General features: G+C 71.4%; 12 protein-coding genes. 9 read left to right on the top strand and 3 right to left on the bottom strand.

The annotated features are described in order from the left end of the window. The first annotated feature begins 20 nt into the window (after window positions 1-20). The gene (locus KYX17_RS12580; RefSeq protein ID WP_243227349.1) at window positions 21-1,550 is read left to right on the top strand and encodes a dolichyl-phosphate-mannose--protein mannosyltransferase; all 1,530 of its coding nucleotides are present in this window, start codon (window positions 21-23) and stop codon (window positions 1,548-1,550) included. Between the two features lie 2 nt (window positions 1,551-1,552). Here KYX17_RS12580 and KYX17_RS12575 read toward each other — a convergent pair whose 3' ends face one another. From KYX17_RS12575 to KYX17_RS12565, 3 genes are all read right to left on the bottom strand, one after another. Continuing rightward, a complete protein-coding gene (locus KYX17_RS12575) occupies window positions 1,553-1,810 on the bottom strand; it encodes a three-helix bundle dimerization domain-containing protein (protein ID WP_243227348.1) in 258 nt (85 codons plus the stop codon). A gap of 91 nt (window positions 1,811-1,901) precedes the next feature. After that, window positions 1,902-2,420, bottom strand: a complete 519-nt coding sequence (locus KYX17_RS12570) for a MarR family winged helix-turn-helix transcriptional regulator (RefSeq protein WP_243227347.1) — start codon at window positions 2,418-2,420, stop codon at window positions 1,902-1,904. Between the two features lie 21 nt (window positions 2,421-2,441). Beyond that, window positions 2,442-4,289 carry a thioredoxin domain-containing protein gene (locus KYX17_RS12565; protein WP_243227346.1) on the bottom strand — a complete coding sequence of 616 codons (1,848 nt, stop codon included), beginning with the start codon at window positions 4,287-4,289 and terminating at the stop codon, window positions 2,442-2,444. A 114-nt stretch (window positions 4,290-4,403) separates the two neighbouring features. Here KYX17_RS12565 and KYX17_RS12560 point away from each other — a divergent pair, with 114 nt between their 5' ends. From KYX17_RS12560 to KYX17_RS12525, 8 genes are read left to right on the top strand one after another with little or no spacing between them, the layout of a single operon-like run. Next, window positions 4,404-5,543, top strand: a complete 1,140-nt coding sequence (locus tag KYX17_RS12560; protein ID WP_243227345.1) for a serine/threonine-protein kinase — start codon at window positions 4,404-4,406, stop codon at window positions 5,541-5,543. 1 nt (window position 5,544) lies between these two features. Further along, window positions 5,545-11,586, top strand: a complete 6,042-nt coding sequence (locus tag KYX17_RS12555; protein ID WP_243227344.1) for an Ig-like domain-containing protein — start codon at window positions 5,545-5,547, stop codon at window positions 11,584-11,586. 4 nt (window positions 11,587-11,590) lie between these two features. After that, complete coding sequence (locus KYX17_RS12550; RefSeq protein ID WP_243227343.1) at window positions 11,591-12,556, top strand: MoxR family ATPase; 966 nt, start codon at window positions 11,591-11,593, stop codon at window positions 12,554-12,556. Then, window positions 12,553-13,917: a DUF58 domain-containing protein gene (locus tag KYX17_RS32300; RefSeq protein WP_243227342.1), complete on the top strand. Its 1,365-nt coding sequence runs from the start codon at window positions 12,553-12,555 to the stop codon at window positions 13,915-13,917. The genes KYX17_RS12550 and KYX17_RS32300 overlap by 4 nt, the downstream gene beginning before the upstream one ends. Further along, window positions 13,914-16,415, top strand: a complete 2,502-nt coding sequence (locus KYX17_RS12540; RefSeq protein ID WP_243227341.1) for a transglutaminase-like domain-containing protein — start codon at window positions 13,914-13,916, stop codon at window positions 16,413-16,415. Before KYX17_RS32300 ends, KYX17_RS12540 begins: the two co-directional genes overlap by 4 nt. Further along, the gene (locus tag KYX17_RS12535) at window positions 16,412-17,251 is read left to right on the top strand and encodes a PP2C family serine/threonine-protein phosphatase (RefSeq protein ID WP_243227340.1); all 840 of its coding nucleotides are present in this window, start codon (window positions 16,412-16,414) and stop codon (window positions 17,249-17,251) included. The genes KYX17_RS12540 and KYX17_RS12535 overlap by 4 nt, the downstream gene beginning before the upstream one ends. Beyond that, on the top strand, window positions 17,244-18,203 hold the full coding sequence (locus tag KYX17_RS12530; RefSeq protein WP_243227339.1) for a hypothetical protein: 960 nt from the start codon (window positions 17,244-17,246) through the stop codon (window positions 18,201-18,203). The genes KYX17_RS12535 and KYX17_RS12530 overlap by 8 nt, the downstream gene beginning before the upstream one ends. After that, entirely contained in the window at window positions 18,200-19,147 is a 948-nt protein-coding gene (locus KYX17_RS12525; protein WP_243227338.1) for a hypothetical protein, read from the top strand. Before KYX17_RS12530 ends, KYX17_RS12525 begins: the two co-directional genes overlap by 4 nt. Window positions 19,148-19,153 lie beyond the last annotated feature (6 nt).

The raw sequence follows: 19,153 nt of genomic DNA, 5'->3' as shown, positions 1-19,153 counted from the left end.
CCCAGCATAAGGTGGAGGGCGTGACCTCGAGCGCCCCGCCGACTGCGCCCGCGCCGCGCCGCTCGGCGTTCGACGCGTTCTCCGACCGCGTCCGCGGCTCTCGCGTGCTGGATCGGCGCGTGCAGGTGTGGACACCCGTCCTGCTGACGCTCGTCGCCGGGATCCTGCGCTTCGCGAACCTCGGGACGCCGTCGTCGTTGGTCTTCGACGAGACGTACTACGTGAAGGACGCGTGGTCGCAGTGGCTGCTGGGTTACACGGCGAACTGGCCCGAGGGCGCCGACGCCCTGTTCGCGCAGGGCGACGTTCCCGCCCCGCTCGTGACGGGAAGCTTCTCCGTGCATCCGCCGCTGGCCAAATGGCTGATCGGATGGGGAATGTGGCTCTTCGGCCCCGGCGATTCGGTCGGGTGGCGAGTGGCGGTGGCCACGGCGGGGACCCTCACCGTCCTCGTCGTCTACGTGATCGCCCGCACGCTGACCGGTTCGACGGCCGTCGCCGCGATCGCCGGCGGCCTGATGGCCATCGACGGCCTCGCCATCGTGCTCAGCCGCATCGCGCTCCTGGACGGCATCCTCGCGCTGTTCGTGGCGCTGGGCTTCTGGTTCATCCTTCTCGATCGCCGCGCGCATCTGGAGCGCCTGCGCCAGGCCGTGCCTGCGCGCGATGCGGAGACGGCCGGTCCCGGGTGGGGGCCGGTGCTCTGGAACCGGCCGTGGCTCATCGCCGCAGGAGCGGCCGTCGGTGCCGCCACGGCCGTGAAGTGGTCGGGCCTGTACGTGCTCGCGGCCCTGGGCCTCTACGTCGTCGTCACTGACGCCCTCGCGCGACGCCGACTCGGCATCGTGCAGTGGCCGGTGGATGCGGTGCGCCAGGGCGCGGCGGCGTTCATGCTGCTCGTGCCGGTCGCGATGATCGTCTACCTGGCCTCATGGACGGGCTGGCTTGCCAGCAGCGGCGGATACGGGCGCGCGGTCGCATCCGAGGGCCTCGGCGGAGCGCTCGCGAGCCTCTGGCGCTACCACGAGGCGATCTACGCCTTCCACGTCGGGCTCACGACACCCCACGGCTATCAGAGCCCCGCGTGGCAGTGGCCACTGCTGGTGCGCCCGACGTCGATGTACTGGCACCAGAGCGGCGACACCGTCCAGGCGGTCTCGAGCATCCCGAACCCGCTGATCTGGTGGGCCGGGATCGCTGCCGCGCTGTACCTGCTCTACCGGTTCATCCGCACCCGCGATGCGCAGGCGGCTTTCGTGCTCGTGGCCCTCGCCGCTACCTACGTGCCGTGGCTGCTGTATCCGGAGCGCACGATCTTCCAGTTCTACACCGTCGTGATGCTGCCGTTCCTCGTGATCGCCATCGCTCTCGCTGCCCGGCGCATCGCGGGCTCGGCGGATGCCGATCGCCGTATCGCAGGCCAGCGGGTGGTCACGGTGTTCCTGGTGACCTGCGTCGCGCTGTCGGCGTTCTGGTACCCGGTGTGGACGGCGATGCCGGTCCCGTACGAGTTCTGGCGGCTGCACAACTGGCTGCCGAGCTGGATCTGAGTTCAGGCGCCCTGTTCGTCGGCGTACATCTGGAGGATCTCCTCGGCCCCGGACTCCACGTCGACGGGCACCGCGATCGGCCGCCCGCCCGTGAACGCGTCGTACTCCCTTGCGACGATCGCCTCGATCTCTGCCGGGCGCAGCAGCGGATAGCGGGCCTGCAGACGCGCGACCACACCGGCGTACGAGGTGAGCAGCCAACCGTCGACCATATGGGTCGTCGTGTCCTGCTCACCGACGGCGTCGGCTGAAAGGGTCATGCTGCCCATGCTGTCACCGCAACGTCGGTTCCGGGCCGTCGCGGCGGGTAGCTAGTCTGACGAGCAAGACTCCCGGCGAGCCATGTGTCGCTCAGCCGACGCTGGAGTGGGCGTCGACCTGGTCGACCGCGGCCTGGAGCCGGCCCAGGCACTCCATGACGATCCGCGTCTCGTCCGGAGACATGTCGATGACGGCATCCATCATCCGCTCGTGCATGTCGCCGAGAGTGCGGCGCACTTCCTCGTCGCTGTCGACGGTGGGAACGACCCAGATGCTGCGCCGATCGGTCTCGTGCCGCTCACGCCGCACGTGCCCGGACTTCTCCAGCCGGTCCACCATCGCCGTCATGGAGGCGGTGGAGACCCCGAGGTAGCGAGCCAACTCACCCGGCGAGACGCGCTCGCCGCGCTGCTGGGCGCGCAGCAGGTAGCGCAGCACGAGGAGATCGTTCTCGCCCATCGACATCGCCTCGCGCGTGCGACGTCGCATCGCGACCTCCGCCGCGCGGTACACCCGGAACGCCTGCAGCAGATCGACGGCGCGGCGCTTGCGCGACTCGTCGTCGTCGGCGTACCAGTAGCCGCTGTGCGGCTCCTCCAGCTCGGGCATGCTCTCGATGATAGGACGACTTCACGCCGCAGGGTCGACGAAACCGCTCGCGTCGTGGAGGGGCAGGCGGCACACGAACTCGCGACAGTCGTATGCCGTCGGACGCCCCTCGCGAGCGGTGCGGTCGGCGAACAGCGAGAAGCCAGCCTCGGACCACACCCCCGCATCCGCCTCGCTCACCCTGACGACGACGTCGGCACCGGTCGCGTGCGCGGCGCGGGCGAGCGGATCATCGTCGCTGTCGGCGACCACCACGATCTGGCGCCCGGCGCTCTCCAGGAGTGCGGCGACGCGCAGCACCGCGGCGTGCGAGAACGGATCCTCGACGGCACGTGTCGCGCGCGCCGCCACGATCGTGCGGGCCCGGCGCCGGTACCGCTCCCCCGCCCCCAGACGCCAGAGCGTCAGCGCGGCTTCGGCGAGCGACGCCGCCCCCGACGGGCGGTCGGTGTCGGCGTCGTCGACCGCAGGCGCCCCGAGAGCCGCCAGCACCCTGTCGCGTCCGCCGGGCACGGCGGCCGCCTCCTCCGTCGGCCAGCACAGGTCCACGAGCCGGCGCGCCTCGACGGCATAGGCGACGCGTCCCGTGGCCATCGCGAGCACCGCGAGCCCCTGGGCGAGAGCGCCGTAGTCCTCGAGCGTCGCCGGCGCGCCGGAGAGGATCTCGTCGAGCGAGGCTCGGCGCAGCGTCCCGTCGTCGGCGAGGTTCGACTCCTCGACCGCCAGGGCGGCGCGCACGGCTGCGCTCACGAACTCCTCGCGCCCGAGGCGGGCCCCCGTCGCGGCGAGCGCCCCGATGGCCAGACCGTTCCAGCCGCTGACGAGCTTGTCGTCGATGCGCGGCGGCTCGAGCGTGCTCCGTTGGTCGAGGGAGCGCAGATAGAACCCTCCCTCGCTGCGCGCGCCGTCGATCCAGGACTCGGAGTCCTGCGCGGCGGCGAATCCGCCGGAGGGCAGCTGAAGCGTGTCGACGAGGAATCCCGCCGCGGCGGACGCGATGTCGGCGCGCCCCGCGGCGAGGGCGACCTGGATGAGGCCGGCGTTGTCCGTCAGCATGCGCTCGTAGTGGGGCACGCTCCAGTCGCGTCGTGTGGCATACCGGAAGAACCCGCCGTCCGCGTCGCGCAGCGGCGAGCGGGCCATGCGGTCGATGGTTCGCGCGGCGAGCTGCGTCGCCGTCTCATCGGGTTCCGTCTGCAGGAAACGAAGCACGGGCCACACCGGGAACTTCGGCGTCGCCGCATCCGCTCCCGCCGGAGCGAACCCTCCGAACTCGGGGTCCTCGCGCGCCGCGATGCGCGCGGCGAGCTGTGCGCGAACCTCGGCCGTGGGCCATGCGGCGTGGAGCGCCTCGTCGCCCCGCTCGCGCGCGGCCGCGTCGAGCGCCCGCTGCAGTGCGCCCGAGGTCTCGGTCACCGCCTCCCGGCGTTCGCGCCATGCCCGATCGACCGCGTCGATGACGTCGACGAATCCAGGAAGTGTACCCCGCGCCGCCGGGGGCCAGTACGTGCCGGCGAAGAAGGGCCGACCCTCCGGCGTCGTGAACACGGTCAGCGGCCAGCCGAGATGCGGGGTGAACGCCGCCGCCGCGGCGAGGAAGACCGCATCCACCTCGGGGTGCTCCTCTCGGTCCACCTTGACCGAGACCATGCTCCGGTTCAGACGCGCGGCGATGTCGGGGTCTGAGAAGGACTCCGCCGCCATGACGTGGCACCAGTGGCACGTGGCGTAGCCGATCGAGACCATGACCGGCACGTCGCGCCGCCGCGCCTCGGCGAACGCGGCCTCACCCCACGCGTGCCACGCCACCGGCTGTTCCGCGTGCTGACGGAGGTAGGGGCTTGCCGCGCGCGACAGTTCGGAGGACATGTGTCAAGCGTAGGTTTCCCAGTCGGAAGCGGTCACGACGCTGTGATAGGAAGGTTCGGCAGAGTCCCGCGCGTACGTCGGGTGTGCACGTCGTACGCGGAAAGGGGGACCCCGGTGGCGCAGAGATTGCCCGCGGCACCGCCCGTTCTTCCCGGCTTCACCTACGTTCGCCCTCTCGGCACGGGTGGTTTCGCCGACGTCTTCCTCTTCGAGCAGGACATGCCGCGCCGCCCGGTCGCCGTCAAGGTCCTCCTCGAGGACATCGTCGACGAGGGTCTGCTGCGCATGTTCAACGCGGAGGCCGACGTGATGGCGCGTCTGAGCGCGCATCCGTCGATCCTCACGATCTACCAGGCGAGCATCTCCTCCGACGGACGCCCCTACCTGGTCATGGAGTACTGCCCCGGATCCCTCGGCTCGCGCTACCGACGGGAGGAGATCCCGCTGGCGGAGGTGCTCCAGGCCGGCATCCGGATCGGCTCCGCGTTGGAGACGGCACACCGTTCGGGCCTGCTCCACCGCGACATCAAGCCCTCGAACCTTCTGGTGACGGCCTTCGGCGCTCCCGTCCTCGCCGACTTCGGCATCGCCACCGCCGTCGGCGGACGCGGCGATGACGAAGTGTTCGCCATGTCCGTGCCGTGGAGTGCGCCCGAGATCATCGACGAGCGCATCGCCGGATCCGTGCCCGCCGAGGTGTGGGCGCTGGGCGCCACCGTGTACTCGCTACTGGCGGGACGCAGCCCCTTCGAGCGTCCCGGTAGCGGCCAGAACGGTCGCGACCAGCTCAAGGCCCGGATCCGCCGCGCCGCCTACACCCCCATCGGCCGGGCCGATGTCCCCGCGAGCCTCGAGGCCGTACTGGCGCGCTCGATGCACCGCGACCCGGCCGGCCGCCACCCCTCGGCCGCCCAGTTCGCGTACGAGCTGCAGCTGATCCAGCACGAGCTCGGCCTGCCCCACACCCCGATGGAGGTGGCCGTCGACGAATGGGCCTCCGCCGGCACCCCCGTGAACTTCGCCGACGATCGCGCTCGCGGCCCGGTGCGCCCCCGCGTGCAGTACGAATCGCGCCGGCCGGTGCGCGCACGCGAGCGCGGTGGACGTCGTCCCGACGAGGGCACGGTGCTCGCGGGAGCATCGCCCCGCGGGCGCGGACTATCGGGCGGCATGATCGCCCTGCTCATCGGCGGCGCCGCCCTGGTCGCGGCGGCAGCCGTGCTCGTGACCGTCCTCGTTCTCGGAGGTGTCTGAGATGGCAGAGGCCCCCCGCACCGGACTCGCCGACCGCCGGGGTTGGATCATCGGCGGTTCCGTCGCCGCCGTGCTCGCCATCGTGACCACGCTCGCAGTCGTCTGGCCGGGCTTCGACGCGCAGCAGACTCCGCCCGACGACGGCACGATCTGGGCGATGCAGTCCGGCGAGGGTCGGCGCTATGCCCGGGTGAACACGACCGTCGGCGAGATCGACACCGTCAAGCAGGTCGAGAACCCCAGCGCACTCGTGCAGAACGCGAACCGCCTGCTCGTCTACGCCGAGGGCGACACCCGCTTCGCGGACGTCGACATGGCGATGCCCGCCGATCTCAACGCCGACGCGGAGGACGCGTTCCAGAACACCCCGCCCGGCACCGTGGATGTCGTCTCCACGGGCGACACGATCGCCTACCGCACCGACAACGGTGCCGTCTTCGCCGGCTCGCTCGCCTCTCCGAGCAGCACCGTGCCCGTCGACCCGTACGCCGAGACCCAGGTCGCCGAGGGCGAGGAACGGCCCGTCTTCGTCGCCGACAGCGTTGCGGTCGGGGTGGACGGCATCGTCTACGCCTACTCGTCCGAGGAGGAACGCGTCCTGCGTGCCGATGCGCGCACCGGCAAGATCGAGGGCTCGGATGCGGTCGCCGACGCCCCCGCATCCGCGACGCTGAGCGCCGTGGGTACGACCTGGGCGCTCCTCGAGCCCGACTCGGGACTGCTCTGGGTGCGCGGTCGGGATCAGCCCCTCGAGACCGGGACGATCGGCGGAGTCCTGCAGAAGTCGGGCACGGCGCGCGACCAGGTCTACGTCGCCGACACGACCGGGCTCGTCTCCGTTCCCATCGACGGGTCGGGTCCCGAGCGCGTCGTCGACGCCGCGCAGGGCACCCCCGCAGCCCCGGCCGAGGCGAAGGGCGTGGTGTACGCGGCCTGGCTGCCCAACAGCCAGGCGCAGGGAACGCTGTGGTCATCGGATGCGGGACAGAGCGATCTGGACTACGCCGGAGGCTCGCTCGGCGACGAGGTCGCGCCGGAGTTCCTCAGCAACGGCTCGCGCATGATCTTGAACGAGACACGCTCGGGGTGGGTGTGGACGCTTCCGAACGGCGCCCTCGTGCCGTCCTCGCAGCAGTGGGACTCCGACCAGGACGTGCCCACCCAGCAGCAGGAGGACGTCCAGGCCGAGCGCGTGATCGATCCGAAGCCTCCCGTCGCCGTCGACGACGCATTCGGCGTGCGCGCCGGCCGCAGCGCCGTGCTGCCCGTCCTGCTCAACGACCACGATCCGAACGAGGACGTGCTGAGCATCGTCGCCGCATCCGTCGAGGGCGTCGATCCGGCGTTCGGAACGGTCACGGTCTCGAACGAGGAGCAGGAGCTCGTCGTTCGACTCTCCCCCGAGGCGACCGGATCGGCGACCTTCCGGTACCGCATCACGGACGGGACGACCACCGACGGTCTCACCTCCCAACCGGCGACCGTCACCCTCACCGTGTCCGACCCGGGCCAGAACTCCGGCCCCGTCTGGTGCGGCGTCGAGGCATGTCTGGCCACGTGGCCGAGCCCGCAGGTGGTGCCGGGCGGAACCGTCTCGGTCAACGTCCTCGAGGGATGGGTCGACCCCGACGGCGACCCGATCTACATCTCCTCCGCGGTGAATCAGAGCGGCATCGGTTCTGTGGCTCTCGACCCGCAGGGCACCATCACCTTTCAGCACCCCAATCCGAACCAGACCGACGCCCAGTCGGTCACGATCCTCGTGACCGTCACCGACGCGAGGGGCCTGTCGACCGAGAAGCCGCTCGAGATCGCGATCACCCCGAGCCCGCAACTGACGGCCGCGTCGTTCGCGGCGGTGGGAACCATCGGCGCGCCGACCACGATCGACGTGCGCCCGCACGTGACCGGCGTCAACGGCGCCATCACGATGCGCAGCGCGAACTCCATCACGGATGCGGCGGCGCAGATCTCGGTGAACGGCGTCGCGGGCACCTTCGTGTTCGCCGCCGCGGATCCGGGCTCGTATCTCGTGCAGTACACCGTCGCCGACGCGCTGGCCGAGGCGACCGGCACCGTCAGGGTGACGATCGTCGATCCCGCCGCCACGCAGATCTCCACTCCGCCTCTCACGGCCTTCGTCCGCCCCGGCGAGGACGCGACGATCGACGTCATCTCGCCCGTGTCGAACCCCGCAGGTCTCGTGCTCCTGGCCAGCGACGTCGTGGTCGCCCCCGACCCGAGCGCATCGCTGAGCGTCGATCTGGTCGGTCAGAGCATGCTGCGCGTCGCCGGCTCCACCGACAACGCGCAGCCGGGAACGCTCGGCGTGGTGACCTATACGGTCTCGGACGGGACCGGGAACGGCATCACCACCACGACGGGCGAGACGACCGTCGTGCTGCTCCCCTCGCCGACGGCGGAGCCGCCCATCGCCGTCGACGACGCCGTCACCGTGCGCGCCGGCGCGCAGATCGACATCCCCGTCCTGGACAACGACACGGCACCCGCGGGCGCCCAGTTCGCCATCAACCCCTCGACCATCACGAACGAATCGAACACGGGTCTCGCGTTCGCCACGGGGCGTCTGCTGCGCTACCTGGCGCCCAGCGAGCCCGGCACCTACACGCTCGGTTACACGATCTACCGCATGGGCTTCCCCGACATGACGGACACCGCCAAGGTGACCGTCACTGTTCTGCCCGAAGACTCGAACGCAGCACCTGTCCCCCGCACCCTCGTCGGGCGCGTGCTCAGCGGTGCGACCGTGTCGATCCCGTTCGACCGGTACGCGATCGACCCCGACGGCGACGCGGTGACGCTGGATCGCATCACGGCACAACCGGATCGCGGCTCGGCCGCGATCTCGCCCGAGGGTGACGCCATCCTCTACACGAGCTCACCCGGCGACAAGGGCCAGGTCTCCTTCACCTACCAGGTCAGGGACACCCTCGGCGCGGTCGGCGTGGGTGAGGTGCGCGTCGGTGTGCTGGATGCGGAGTCGAACCCGGCCCCGGTGACCTACAGCGACTACGTGCAGGTGCAGGCGGGCGCGGACTCCGAGGCCGTCGTGCGTCCCGCGGACAACGACCTCGACCCTTCGGGCACGACGCTCGAGGTCATCGATGTGCGTCCCAACGCGGATGTGGGCTCCGAGGAGTACCGCGCGATGGACGCCATGATGCAGGGCGTCGAGGACAACCAGGTGCGTCTGAAGGCCGGCACGCAGCTCGGCACCTACTCGTTCGCGTACACGGTGCGAAACGCGCAGGGCGACACCGCCATCGGCCTCATCGTGCTGAAGGTCGTGCGTGACCCCGTGCCCGACTACCCCGCCGTGCGCGACACCACGCTGACCGTCGAGACGCGAGAGGACTTCCCCGACGGCGTCGACGTGCTCACGGGCAAGGTCTCCTGGAACGCCGGCGACGTCTCCTCGCTGAAGCTCTCGCTCTGGGGAGACCCCGACGGGATCTCGGTCGACGGCCGCAAGATCTCGGGCCGCCTGCCAGACAAGACCGAGCTCATCCCGTTCCAGGTGACCGGCACCGCCTTCGACGGCAGCGAAGTGGCCTCCTACGGCTTCCTCAAGGTGCCGGGGACGAACGATCTGCAGCTGACCCTGCGCGCATCGGCCGCCTCTGTGCAGGTCGATGAGCGCGGCACAGTGGATGTGGACCTCGCGCGCGCCGTCGCACTGCCCCCGGGCGCCGACATCGAGATCGACGGGTCCCGCGTCGCCGCCGGCGGCGGGCGCGCGCAGGCCACGTGCGCACTCGTGTCCGGTACGACCGTGCGTTACTCCGCCGGCGCCGGCGCGCCCTGGACCGACAGCTGCGTCGTCCCGGTGCGCCTGGTCGGCCAGGACACCTACACCTACCTGACGATTCGCGTCGACGTCATCGCGGAGGACCCGCAGCCCGAGCTGCGCGCCGCGTCCCTCACCGTGAGCCCCGGCTCCTCCGCGACGTTCGAGTTGCGCGACATGACGACGTGGGCGGGAACCGAGGACTGGGGAGCGCTGCGCTACGCCGTCTCGTACGCCGGCGATCAGTTCACGGTCGAGGCCTCCGGCTCGCAGGTGACCGTCACGGCCCGTGACGCCGCGCGCCCGGGCCGTCAGGAGCCGGTGACCGTCACCCTGCCCAGCCACCGCGACGTGCGCCCGGCGACCCTCGCCCTGCAGGTGGGTCCGGCTCCCTCGACGCTGCCGAAGGGCGCGACGCTCACCCAGTCGTGCTCGCAATCCTCGGGCAACGGGTGCACGATCAACGTCATCGGTCAGGGCGGCGAGATCAACCCGCTCCCCGGCACACCCCTCAAGCTCGTCGCCGTCGGCGGCGCCGCCGGCGGCAGCTGCGCCGGCGTCTCCTTCGGCGTCGCCAGCTCCACCGCGATCCAGGCGAACTGGTCGCCGGATGCCGACGGCACGCGCTGCACGGTCGGCTTCACCGTCGAGGACGCGCAGGGGCGCCAGTCGGCGGGCGACCGCAACGGCCAGGTCACGCTCGATCTCCAGGGGTACCCGAAGGCTCCCAACAACGTCACCCAGACCGGCTTCGGCGACCGCACGATCACCCTGCGGGTCGAGCCGGGCGCCGCGGGCAACGCCTACCCCGCGCTGCAGGGCTTCCACATCCTGCAAGGCGGCCAGCAGGTCGCCACGTGCTCCGCCGCCGGAGTGTGCGAGCCCTTCCAGGTCGCCAGCAACGGCGACCGCCGCACCTACGAGGCCCGCGCGTTCAACTCCGTCGGCGAGTCCCGCACGGGCGTGACCGTGCAGGCCTGGGCGTATCGCCAGCCCGCCGTCGGCAACGTCACCGCCGATCCGATCTTCGACCGGCAGCGCACGACGGGCGACGCGGGCGCGGTGAAGATCCGCATCCAGAACGTCGATCCCGAGGTGCGCACGTACTCCGTCACGGGAGCGAACGGAGATGTGCCGCGCTCGGGCGGCGACACGACCGAACTGACGGTCACGCTGCCGGTCGGGCAGGCGACCATCACCGTCACGGCCAACAGCGCGAACTCGGCCCCGGACGGCAGCGGATCTGTGGGTCAGACCAAGAACGTGGGCGTGCAGGTGGCGGGTCTGCCCCGCACGGACGGCGTCGGGATCGCGGCGGAGCAGAAGAACGCGCTCGTCGTGACCGGACCCAACGTCGACATGAACGGGAGCAACCGCGGCCGCGAGATCATCTACGTCGCCTACCGTGCGGGCTTCGGCGACTTCTCCTGCGACGTCGACAACAACGGCCAGAACCTGCAGGCCAGGGTCAATGGCCAGACGTCCACCTCAACCACGATCAGCGGCCTGCAGGAGAACCAGAAGTACACCGTTGGCGCGTGCGTGAGCAACGGCTTCGGAGCCGCGAAGAGCGCCACCGCCGACGGGTGGGCGTGGGACCAAGCGGGTGCTCCGGTCCCGCAGAACCCGACCTACAGCATCCCCAACGGCTGGGGCAACGGCGACGGCACGTACCTCGTGCGCAGCGTGGACGTGCCGAACGCGAACGGTTTCGACACGGTGTACCTCGGCCACCAGGGCGAGTCGACGCAGTGGCAGCAGCCGGCCATGGGCCAGGAGGGCTCGATGCAGGTCAAGTACTGCGTGCGGGGCTCCGATCTCTCGCGCTGCGGTCAGCCCACCGCCATCAAGCCCGCGGACCCGACGCGTGCCAAGCAGGTGGATGTGGGCAACGCCCGGATCAACCAGTGCGTCGTGGGCAGCGAGCTGAAGGCGACGATCGACCAGCAGCCGGGCGCGGTCGGAAAACTCGTGATCGACCCGACGACCCCGAAGTACTACAGCGACGGCGCGTTCGGCGGACTGTTCCCGCAGGAGATCCCTCCCGGGGACGACAGGATGATCGTTCCCAACGGGACCACGAGAGCAACGGCGAAGGCGACCTTCACCTTCACCGACGCAGCCGCCGGCTATGGCGACATCTCCTTCAATCTCGACACGGGTCGGGGAGGCTGCTCGGGCACCCAGACGCCCCCGCCCTCCGACCCCAACACTCCCCCCAGCAACGGAGGCTGAACCGATGACCGTCACCCCAGAACAGACCGCCTGGTTCCAGGAGACCTTCTCCGCTCTCGTGGAGAATGTCGAGCAGGTGGTGCTCGGAAAGCGTCACGTCATCGAGCTCGCCTTCACCGCACTCGTCTCGCAGGGGCACCTGCTGCTGGAGGACTTCCCCGGTACGGGCAAGACCTCCCTCGCGCGCGCCATGGGCGAGAGCGTGCAGGGCACGAGCTCCCGCATCCAGTTCACACCCGACCTGCTCCCGGGCGACGTCACCGGCATCACCGTGTACGACCAGAAGCGCGGTGAGTTCGAGTTCCACTCGGGCCCGATCTTCGCCAACATCGTCCTCGCGGACGAGATCAACCGCGCCAGCCCCAAGACCCAGTCGGCACTGCTGGAGGTCATGGAGGAGGGGCAGGTCACGGTCGACGGCGTCTCGAGGCGGGTGGGCAGCCCATTCCTCGTGGTCGCGACCCAGAACCCCGTCGAGCAGGCCGGCACGTACCGCCTGCCGGAGGCCCAGCTCGACCGATTCCTGATGAAGACCTCGCTCGGCTACCCCGATCACGCCGCCACCGTGCGGATCCTGGAGGGCAGCGCCGCCGGCAAGCGCGAGGTGGGCGCGGTCATCACGCCCGAGGCCGTGCAGACCCTCAGCCAGATCGCACAGGACGCCTACCTCAACCCGCTCGTGCTCGACTACATCGCGCGCGTGATCGAGGCCACGCGTCAGGCCGCACAGGTGCGTCTGGGCGTCAGCGTGCGAGGTGCGCTCGCACTCACCCGCGCCGCCCGCACCTGGGCTCTCGCCCACGGCCGCGGCTACGTGACCCCCGACGACGTCAAGGCCCTCGCCGAGCCCGTGCTGGCCCACCGCCTCATCCTCGACCCCGAAGCGGAGTTCGACGGCGTGACCGCCGGCGCGGTGATCGGTCAGGTCATGCTCGACGTCGCTCCCCCGACGCAGCGCGAGTCGGCGTGACCGACTCCTCCTCCCGCATCACCCGGATCGGCTCGACGTCCACCTCGACGTCGACCGCCGGGAGCACGCGCACGCGCTATGACACGTCGCGTTCCACGACCGTCATCGTCGTCGGCGGCATCCGCTTCTGGCGGCGCGTGCGACGAGCCGTCGCCCGCAGCGCACGCGCCGTCGGCGACACCGTCACCGCGGGAGGATGGCTGCTCATCGGAGCGGCCGCGATCGGTCTGAGCCTCGGCATCGTGTTCGGATGGATCGAGTTCGTCCTGGCCGGCGCCGTCGCGGCCGTCCTCGTGCTGTGCGCGGCACCGTTCCTGTTCGGTGCGCGCGCCTACCGTGTGAGTCTGGGTCTTGCGCACGATCGTGTCGTCGCCGGCAGCGAGGTGGCCCTGTCGCTGCGCGTCGTCAACGTCGGTAAGGGTGTGGCCCTCCCCGGCCGCGTCGACGTGCCCGTCGGCGCGGGGCTCGTCGACGTCGCGATCCCGCTGCTGCGCCACGAGGCCGCGCACGACGAGCAGCTCACGATTCCCGGACTGCGCCGCGGCGTGCTCGACATCGGACCCGCCCGCGCCGTCCGCGGCGATCCGCTCGGCATCCTCCGCCGCGAAGTCATCTGGGAGGACATGCACACGCTCTACGTCCACCCCGTGACGACCGCGATCCCGAGTACGGCGACCGGCTTCATCAAGGATCTCGAGGGCAACCCGTCTTCGCTCGTCGTCGATGCCGACATCTCGTTCCACGCGATCCGCGAGTACGCCCCCGGTGACTCGCAGCGACAGATCCACTGGAAGTCCACGGCGAAGACCGGCACGCTCATGGTGCGCCAGTACGAGGAGTCCCGCCGCTCGCGGATGGTGATCGTGCTGGCGACGGGGGAAGAGGACTATGCGGACGACGAGGAGTTCGAGCTCGCCGTCAGCGCCGCCGCCTCGCTCGGTGTGCGCGGCATCCGTGACGGTCGCGACGTCTCCGTCGTGGTGGGCGGCGAGGTGCCCGAGTTCGCCCGTCGGGCCGTGCGCTCCTCCCGCGACCTCGTGACCATCACCGCCCGGACGCTTCTCGACGAGCTCGCCGGCGTCGAGAAGGGCGAGCGTATCACCGGGCTCCGCGACGTGGCGGGCCTCGCCGTGGAGGCGCACCGCGACGTCTCTGTCGGATTCCTCATCTGCGGATCCACCCCGACGCTGCGGATGCTGCAGCACGCCGCGCTCGCCTTCCCCGCCGACACCGGGGTCGCCGCCATCGTGTGCGATCCCACGGCGGAGCCCGGCTTCCGCACGATCGGCGGTGCCTCGGTGGTGACCGTGGGTCTGCTCGAAGACCTGCGCCACATCCTCGCGCGGAGCGCACAGTCATGAGCGCCCCCGCCGCACGCACGCGGACGCGCCGACCGCGCCGCACCGACCGCGACATCGCGTTCCTCGTCGGCAACATCGCCTTCATCGACGCCCTCTTGGCGATCGGCGCGGCATCCGCGTGGGCGATCTACCGCAGCGGCTGGTTCGTCCTGGCCGCCGCCGTGGCGATCGTCATCGCCACCGGCATCGCTCTGCTCGCCGTCTGGCGTCCACTGCGCTGGTGGCAGCTCGCGCTCATCACCGCGGGCGCCTATGTCGTCGTGGGGGTTCCCGTCGCCGCGCCGACGATGATCACCGACCCCGCGACGATCCTGCCGGGCGTCTGGGGCGTCGTGAGCGCACCGGTCACGGGGTGGAAGAACCTGCTGACGCTCGAGCTGCCGCTCGGGGTGTACCAGGCGACCCTCGCGCTCCCCTTCTTCCTGATGCTCGCGCTCGGCACGCTGGCCCTGCTCCTCGCGCTGCGCGCTCACAGACTCTGGGTGTTCGCGGCGCCGCTCGCGCTCGTGATCACCGCGTTCGGCGTGCTGTTCGGATCGAGCGCCGTCGACGGCTCCTGGCGCATCGGGTTCTGGGAGCTGGACGGCGTCTGGGAAGCAGCGATCGGACTCGGGGCTCTGCTCACCGGCTTCGCGTGGTACGTCTGGCGCAACGTCCACACGCGTCGGGTCGCACTGCGCGTCGCCCGCACGGCGAGCGGGGTGCGCTCCTCCGTCCGTGTGGCACGCACGCTCGGCAGCCGCATCGCCCTCGCCGCCGGGATGCTCGTCATCGCCCTGACCCTGGGTCTGGCGCTCGCGCCCTGGGCGGTGGCCGGCTCCTCCCGCGACGTGCTGCGCACCGCGGTCGACCCGGTGCTGAAGGTGCGTCAGACGCTGAGCCCGCTCGCCGACTACCGCACCGCGTTCTCCGACGACAGGTTCGACGACGTGCTGTTCACGGTCGCCGCCGACTCGGGCGTCGACCGCGTACGTCTCGCGACCCTGAGCTACTACGACGGCCGGGTCATGCGCGCGACCGACCCGCAGACGGGCGGCCGCTCCGACAGCACGGAGTTCCGTCGGGTGCCGGCCTCGCTGCCGGCCGACTCGGGCAACCGGGCCTCCGCCACCTTCACGATCGGCGACTACACGGGCATCTGGGTGCCGGCGGTGGGAGATCTCACCTCGATCGACTTCTCGGGAGCGACACGGGCGGCCCTGTCCGACGGCTTCTTCTACAACCCGGACTCCGCCACGGGCGTCGAGCTGTCGGATCCGGGGCTCGCCGCCGGCGTCAGCTACACCCAGACCGGCGTGGTCTCGGACACCCCGCGCGACCCCGGGACGCTGACCCCGTCCCGTTCCGGCACCTTCGACCCGGCCTTCGTCCCCGAATCCCTCGAGGAGTGGGTGACCGCGCAGGATGCCCCCTCGGGCGGCGCGGGCCTGGTAGAGCTCATCTCGCGCCTGCGGGCTCGGGGACTCCTCTCCCACGCCCTCACGCTCGATCCCGGAACCATCCCGGTGTGGGCGCAGAAGCTCGGCGACTACACGTTCGAGCCCAGCCGCAGCGGGCACTCCACCGACCGCATCGGCGACCTGTTCAGCGAGCTGCTGAAGAAGCAGAACGAGACCGGCGGCACCGATGACTCGCTGCTCGTGTCCGCGGCCGGCGACGACGAGCAGTTCGCCGTAGCCGGCGCCCTCATCGCGGATCACCTGGGCTTTCCCGCACGGGTGGTGCTCGGCACGCGTCTGAGCAGCGACGACGCGGACCTCCCGGTCTGCGAGGACGGCACGTGCACGAGCGGCGACCTGGCCGCCTGGATCGAAGTCCGCGACGCGGACGGCACCTGGACGGCGATCGACACGACCCCGCAGCACCGCGTGCCGCTCTCGCCCGACGTCCAGCAGCGTCGCGATCCGCAGAACATGACCCCGGTGGAGCCGGAGCAGGCGGACACGGTCCTCCCGCCCGAAGCCGACCCGGCCGACGCCAGCCCGCCGCAGAGCGACGAGCCGACCGACCCGGTCGATCTCGCGTGGCTGTGGGCCACACTGCGGATCTCCGGCATCGCCATCTTCGCGCTCCTCATCCTCCTGATGCCCGCGATCGCGGTGCTCTGGGCGAAGATCATGCGTCGGCGTGCCCGGCGCTCCTCCGCCGATCCCGTCGACCGCGTCGTCGGCGGCTGGGAGGAGTATCTCGACACCGCCGTCGATCACGGCCATCGCATCCCGCCCGCCGCCACTCGTTCGGAGACCGCGGCCGCCGTCAGCGACGCGGAGACGGCGGACCCGGCCACGCTGGCGGCGCTCGCCGACCGCGCGGTGTTCGCCCCGGGGACCACCACCGAAGAGGAATCGGCCCGATTCTGGGAGCTCATCGACCAGGAACGGCGACGTTTCGCGTCCACAGGCGGCCTGTGGGCGCGCTGGAAGGCTCGGCTATCGCTACGCTCGTTCGCACGCGGATTGCGCGAGGCTGCGTCGCGAGATGGAAGGGGACGACCATGAGCGGGATCGTCGTCATGGCCGGAGCGCGCTCCGACGTCGGCCGCGTACGCAAGCTGAACGAGGATGCGGTGCTCGCGCAGTACCCCGTGTTCCTCGTCGCCGACGGCATGGGAGGCCACGCCGCGGGAGACCTCGCCAGCGCCGCTGTCGTGGACGCCTTCCGTCACCTCGTCGGTCGCGACGACGTGCAGCCGGAGGAAGTCGTCACCGCTGTCGAGTCTGCTCATGCCGCCGTGTCGCAGGTCGCGGGGCGTCATGCCCGGGGCGCCGGCTCCACTCTCGCGGCCCTGGTCGCCGTGGTGCAGAACGGATCGCACGCGTGGCTCGTCGTGAACATCGGCGACTCCCGGGTGTATCGGCTCGTGGGCAGCTCGCTCGAACAGCTCACGGTCGATCACTCGGTCGTGCAGGAGCTCGTGGATGCCGGCAAGATCAGCCGCTCCGAGATGTCCACCTACCCCGGTCGCAACGTCATCACGCGCGCCGTGGGCGACAGTCAGAGCCCCGCCGACTACTGGCTCTCCCCCATCGTCACCGGCGAACGCATGCTGCTGTGCTCGGACGGACTGTCGAACGATCTGAGCGACGAGGCGGTACTGGCCGGGCTCAGCCTCGGCGGCTCGGCCGAGCAGACCGCGTACGCGCTGGTGGATCAGGCGCTCGCCCGCGGCGGCCGTGACAACATCAGCGCCGTCGTGGTGGACGTGCGCTCCGGGGGGCTCGCTCCCCGCGCCGACGAGGTGACCGGCGGCTTCGCGACGAGCGAGCAGGCCGCGGTGCAGCCCATCGAGGTGGACACCATCACCTCGCGCAGAGAGCGGCCGATCCGTGGCTGAGCGGACCTGGTTCGAGGGGCCCCTGCCCGCCATCGCCACCGATACGCTCGCCGTGATCGTCGGAGGCGATGCCGCGGTGGCGGCCGCGCGACGCGTGCTGTCCACGGGCAGCATGCCAGGGACACCCGAGATCCTGGACGCCCTGCTCGCCGACGGCATCGCCGCGGTGCCGGCATTCGCCGTGGTCGCGCTGGACGACGACCGTCTGACCGCCTTCGTCCGCGGCGAGTTCGTGCTTCGCTTCGAGGACCGCTCCCGCCGGGTCTGGCGCGTCGACGGCGTCGGCGCGCACACGTGGCGCGAGGTGGAGGCGGCATCGGTGGTGCGGGCCTGGGCAGGCGCCCCCGACGCGGAGCCGAAGCTGTTCGATCTGGGCCCGACCCCGGAGCGCCCCGTGCGCGTCGGGCCGACGACCGCCGCGGGCGTCATGCTCCGCGGACGGCCCGCCGTGTCGCGCCCTCCGGTTCCCACCCCCGTCCCGCGTGCCTCCGCTCCGACCTCCGCGCCGGTCGCTACGGCGGGCTCGTCCCTCGCTGAGCCCGCCGATGACGAGACCGTCGTGACGAGTTCGAGCGCACTCGCGCCCAAGCCCGCACCTCGCACCCCGCGGGCTCCGCGCGCCATCCAGCTGCCTGGAGGAGACATCGTGCCGATCCATGGCACGCTGCTGGTCGGGCGCGGGCCGCGCAGCTCCCGCGTCGAGGGCGACGACCTGCCGACGCTGGTGGCACTCGGCGACGTCTCGCGCGATGTCTCGCGTGCGCACGTGAAGATCTGGACCGACGGCACACGGGTGCAGATCGAAGACCTCGCAACGCCGGGCGGGACGGCTGTCATCGACGCCGACGGTGTGGCCAGATTGCTCGTCCCCGACCGCGCGGTAGAGGTGCGTGAGGGTGCGAGCGCGGAGCTCGCCGGCGGCGCCCGCATCCGCTTCGTGGGGGACGCATGACCGACGCAGACGACAGCACCCGCCTCTCGCGCCGGGGGCCGGATCAGGGCGAGCAGCCCGAGGACAGCACCCAGCTCGTGAGTCGGCGCGATCGACGCAATGCGTCCGCCTCGGCGGCGGCCGACGCGACGGCCATCGTGTCCCGCGAGACGCCGGCTGCGCCCGTCGACGAGACCGTGATCGTCGACCGCGCGACCGCCGCACCGGCCGTAGCGCCGGAGGACGTGGACGACCGCACCGCGCTGGTGCGGCGTCCGGTCGATGCCCCGGCACCGTCGCCCGAGAAGGCGCCGCCCGCTGACGAACCGGAGGACGGCACCCTGCTGGTGCGCAGGGCTGCCCCGACGACGGATGCGACGGTGGTCGTCCCCCGTGCGACGCCAGTCACCGCGGTCGACGACGATGACGCGCACACGATCCTCACACCGCGCTCGCCCGCGGCGATCGATGCGCCCGACACCGACGACACGGTGCTGCGTCCCCGTGACGAGCCGCAGGATGCGACGCTGCTGCGCCGCCGCGACCGACCGGCGGACGCGGACGCGGACGCAGACGCGGACGCGGACGACACGGTGCTGCGTCCACGCGACGCCGTGGCCGACGACGCGACGAGCCTGTCGCCCCGGGGGACGAAGGCGGCCGCATCGCCACGCCTCACGCGCGCACGCCGAGGCGGCGCGGCTCAGACCGCATCGTTCGCGCCCGATGCCGAGACCGACCGCACGCCCGCCCGCGAGCGGTACGCGATCCGCACGCCCACGATCACCGCCGCGCCGAAGAGCACCGCCTCCGCATCCCCGGTCGTCGACATCGGCGACGGCGGGCTCGCCGCGCGGATCGCCCGGCGACGTGCCACACGGACCCGCCTGACGGTGCTCGCCAGCGTCTCCGCGGTCGTGTTCCTCGGATCGATCGTGGGTCTTGCGACGCTGCTGAGCATCTGAGCCCCG

Source organism: Microbacterium sp. CIAB417 (assembly GCF_022788845.1).
This window is presented reverse-complemented; position numbering and strand designations above follow the sequence as displayed.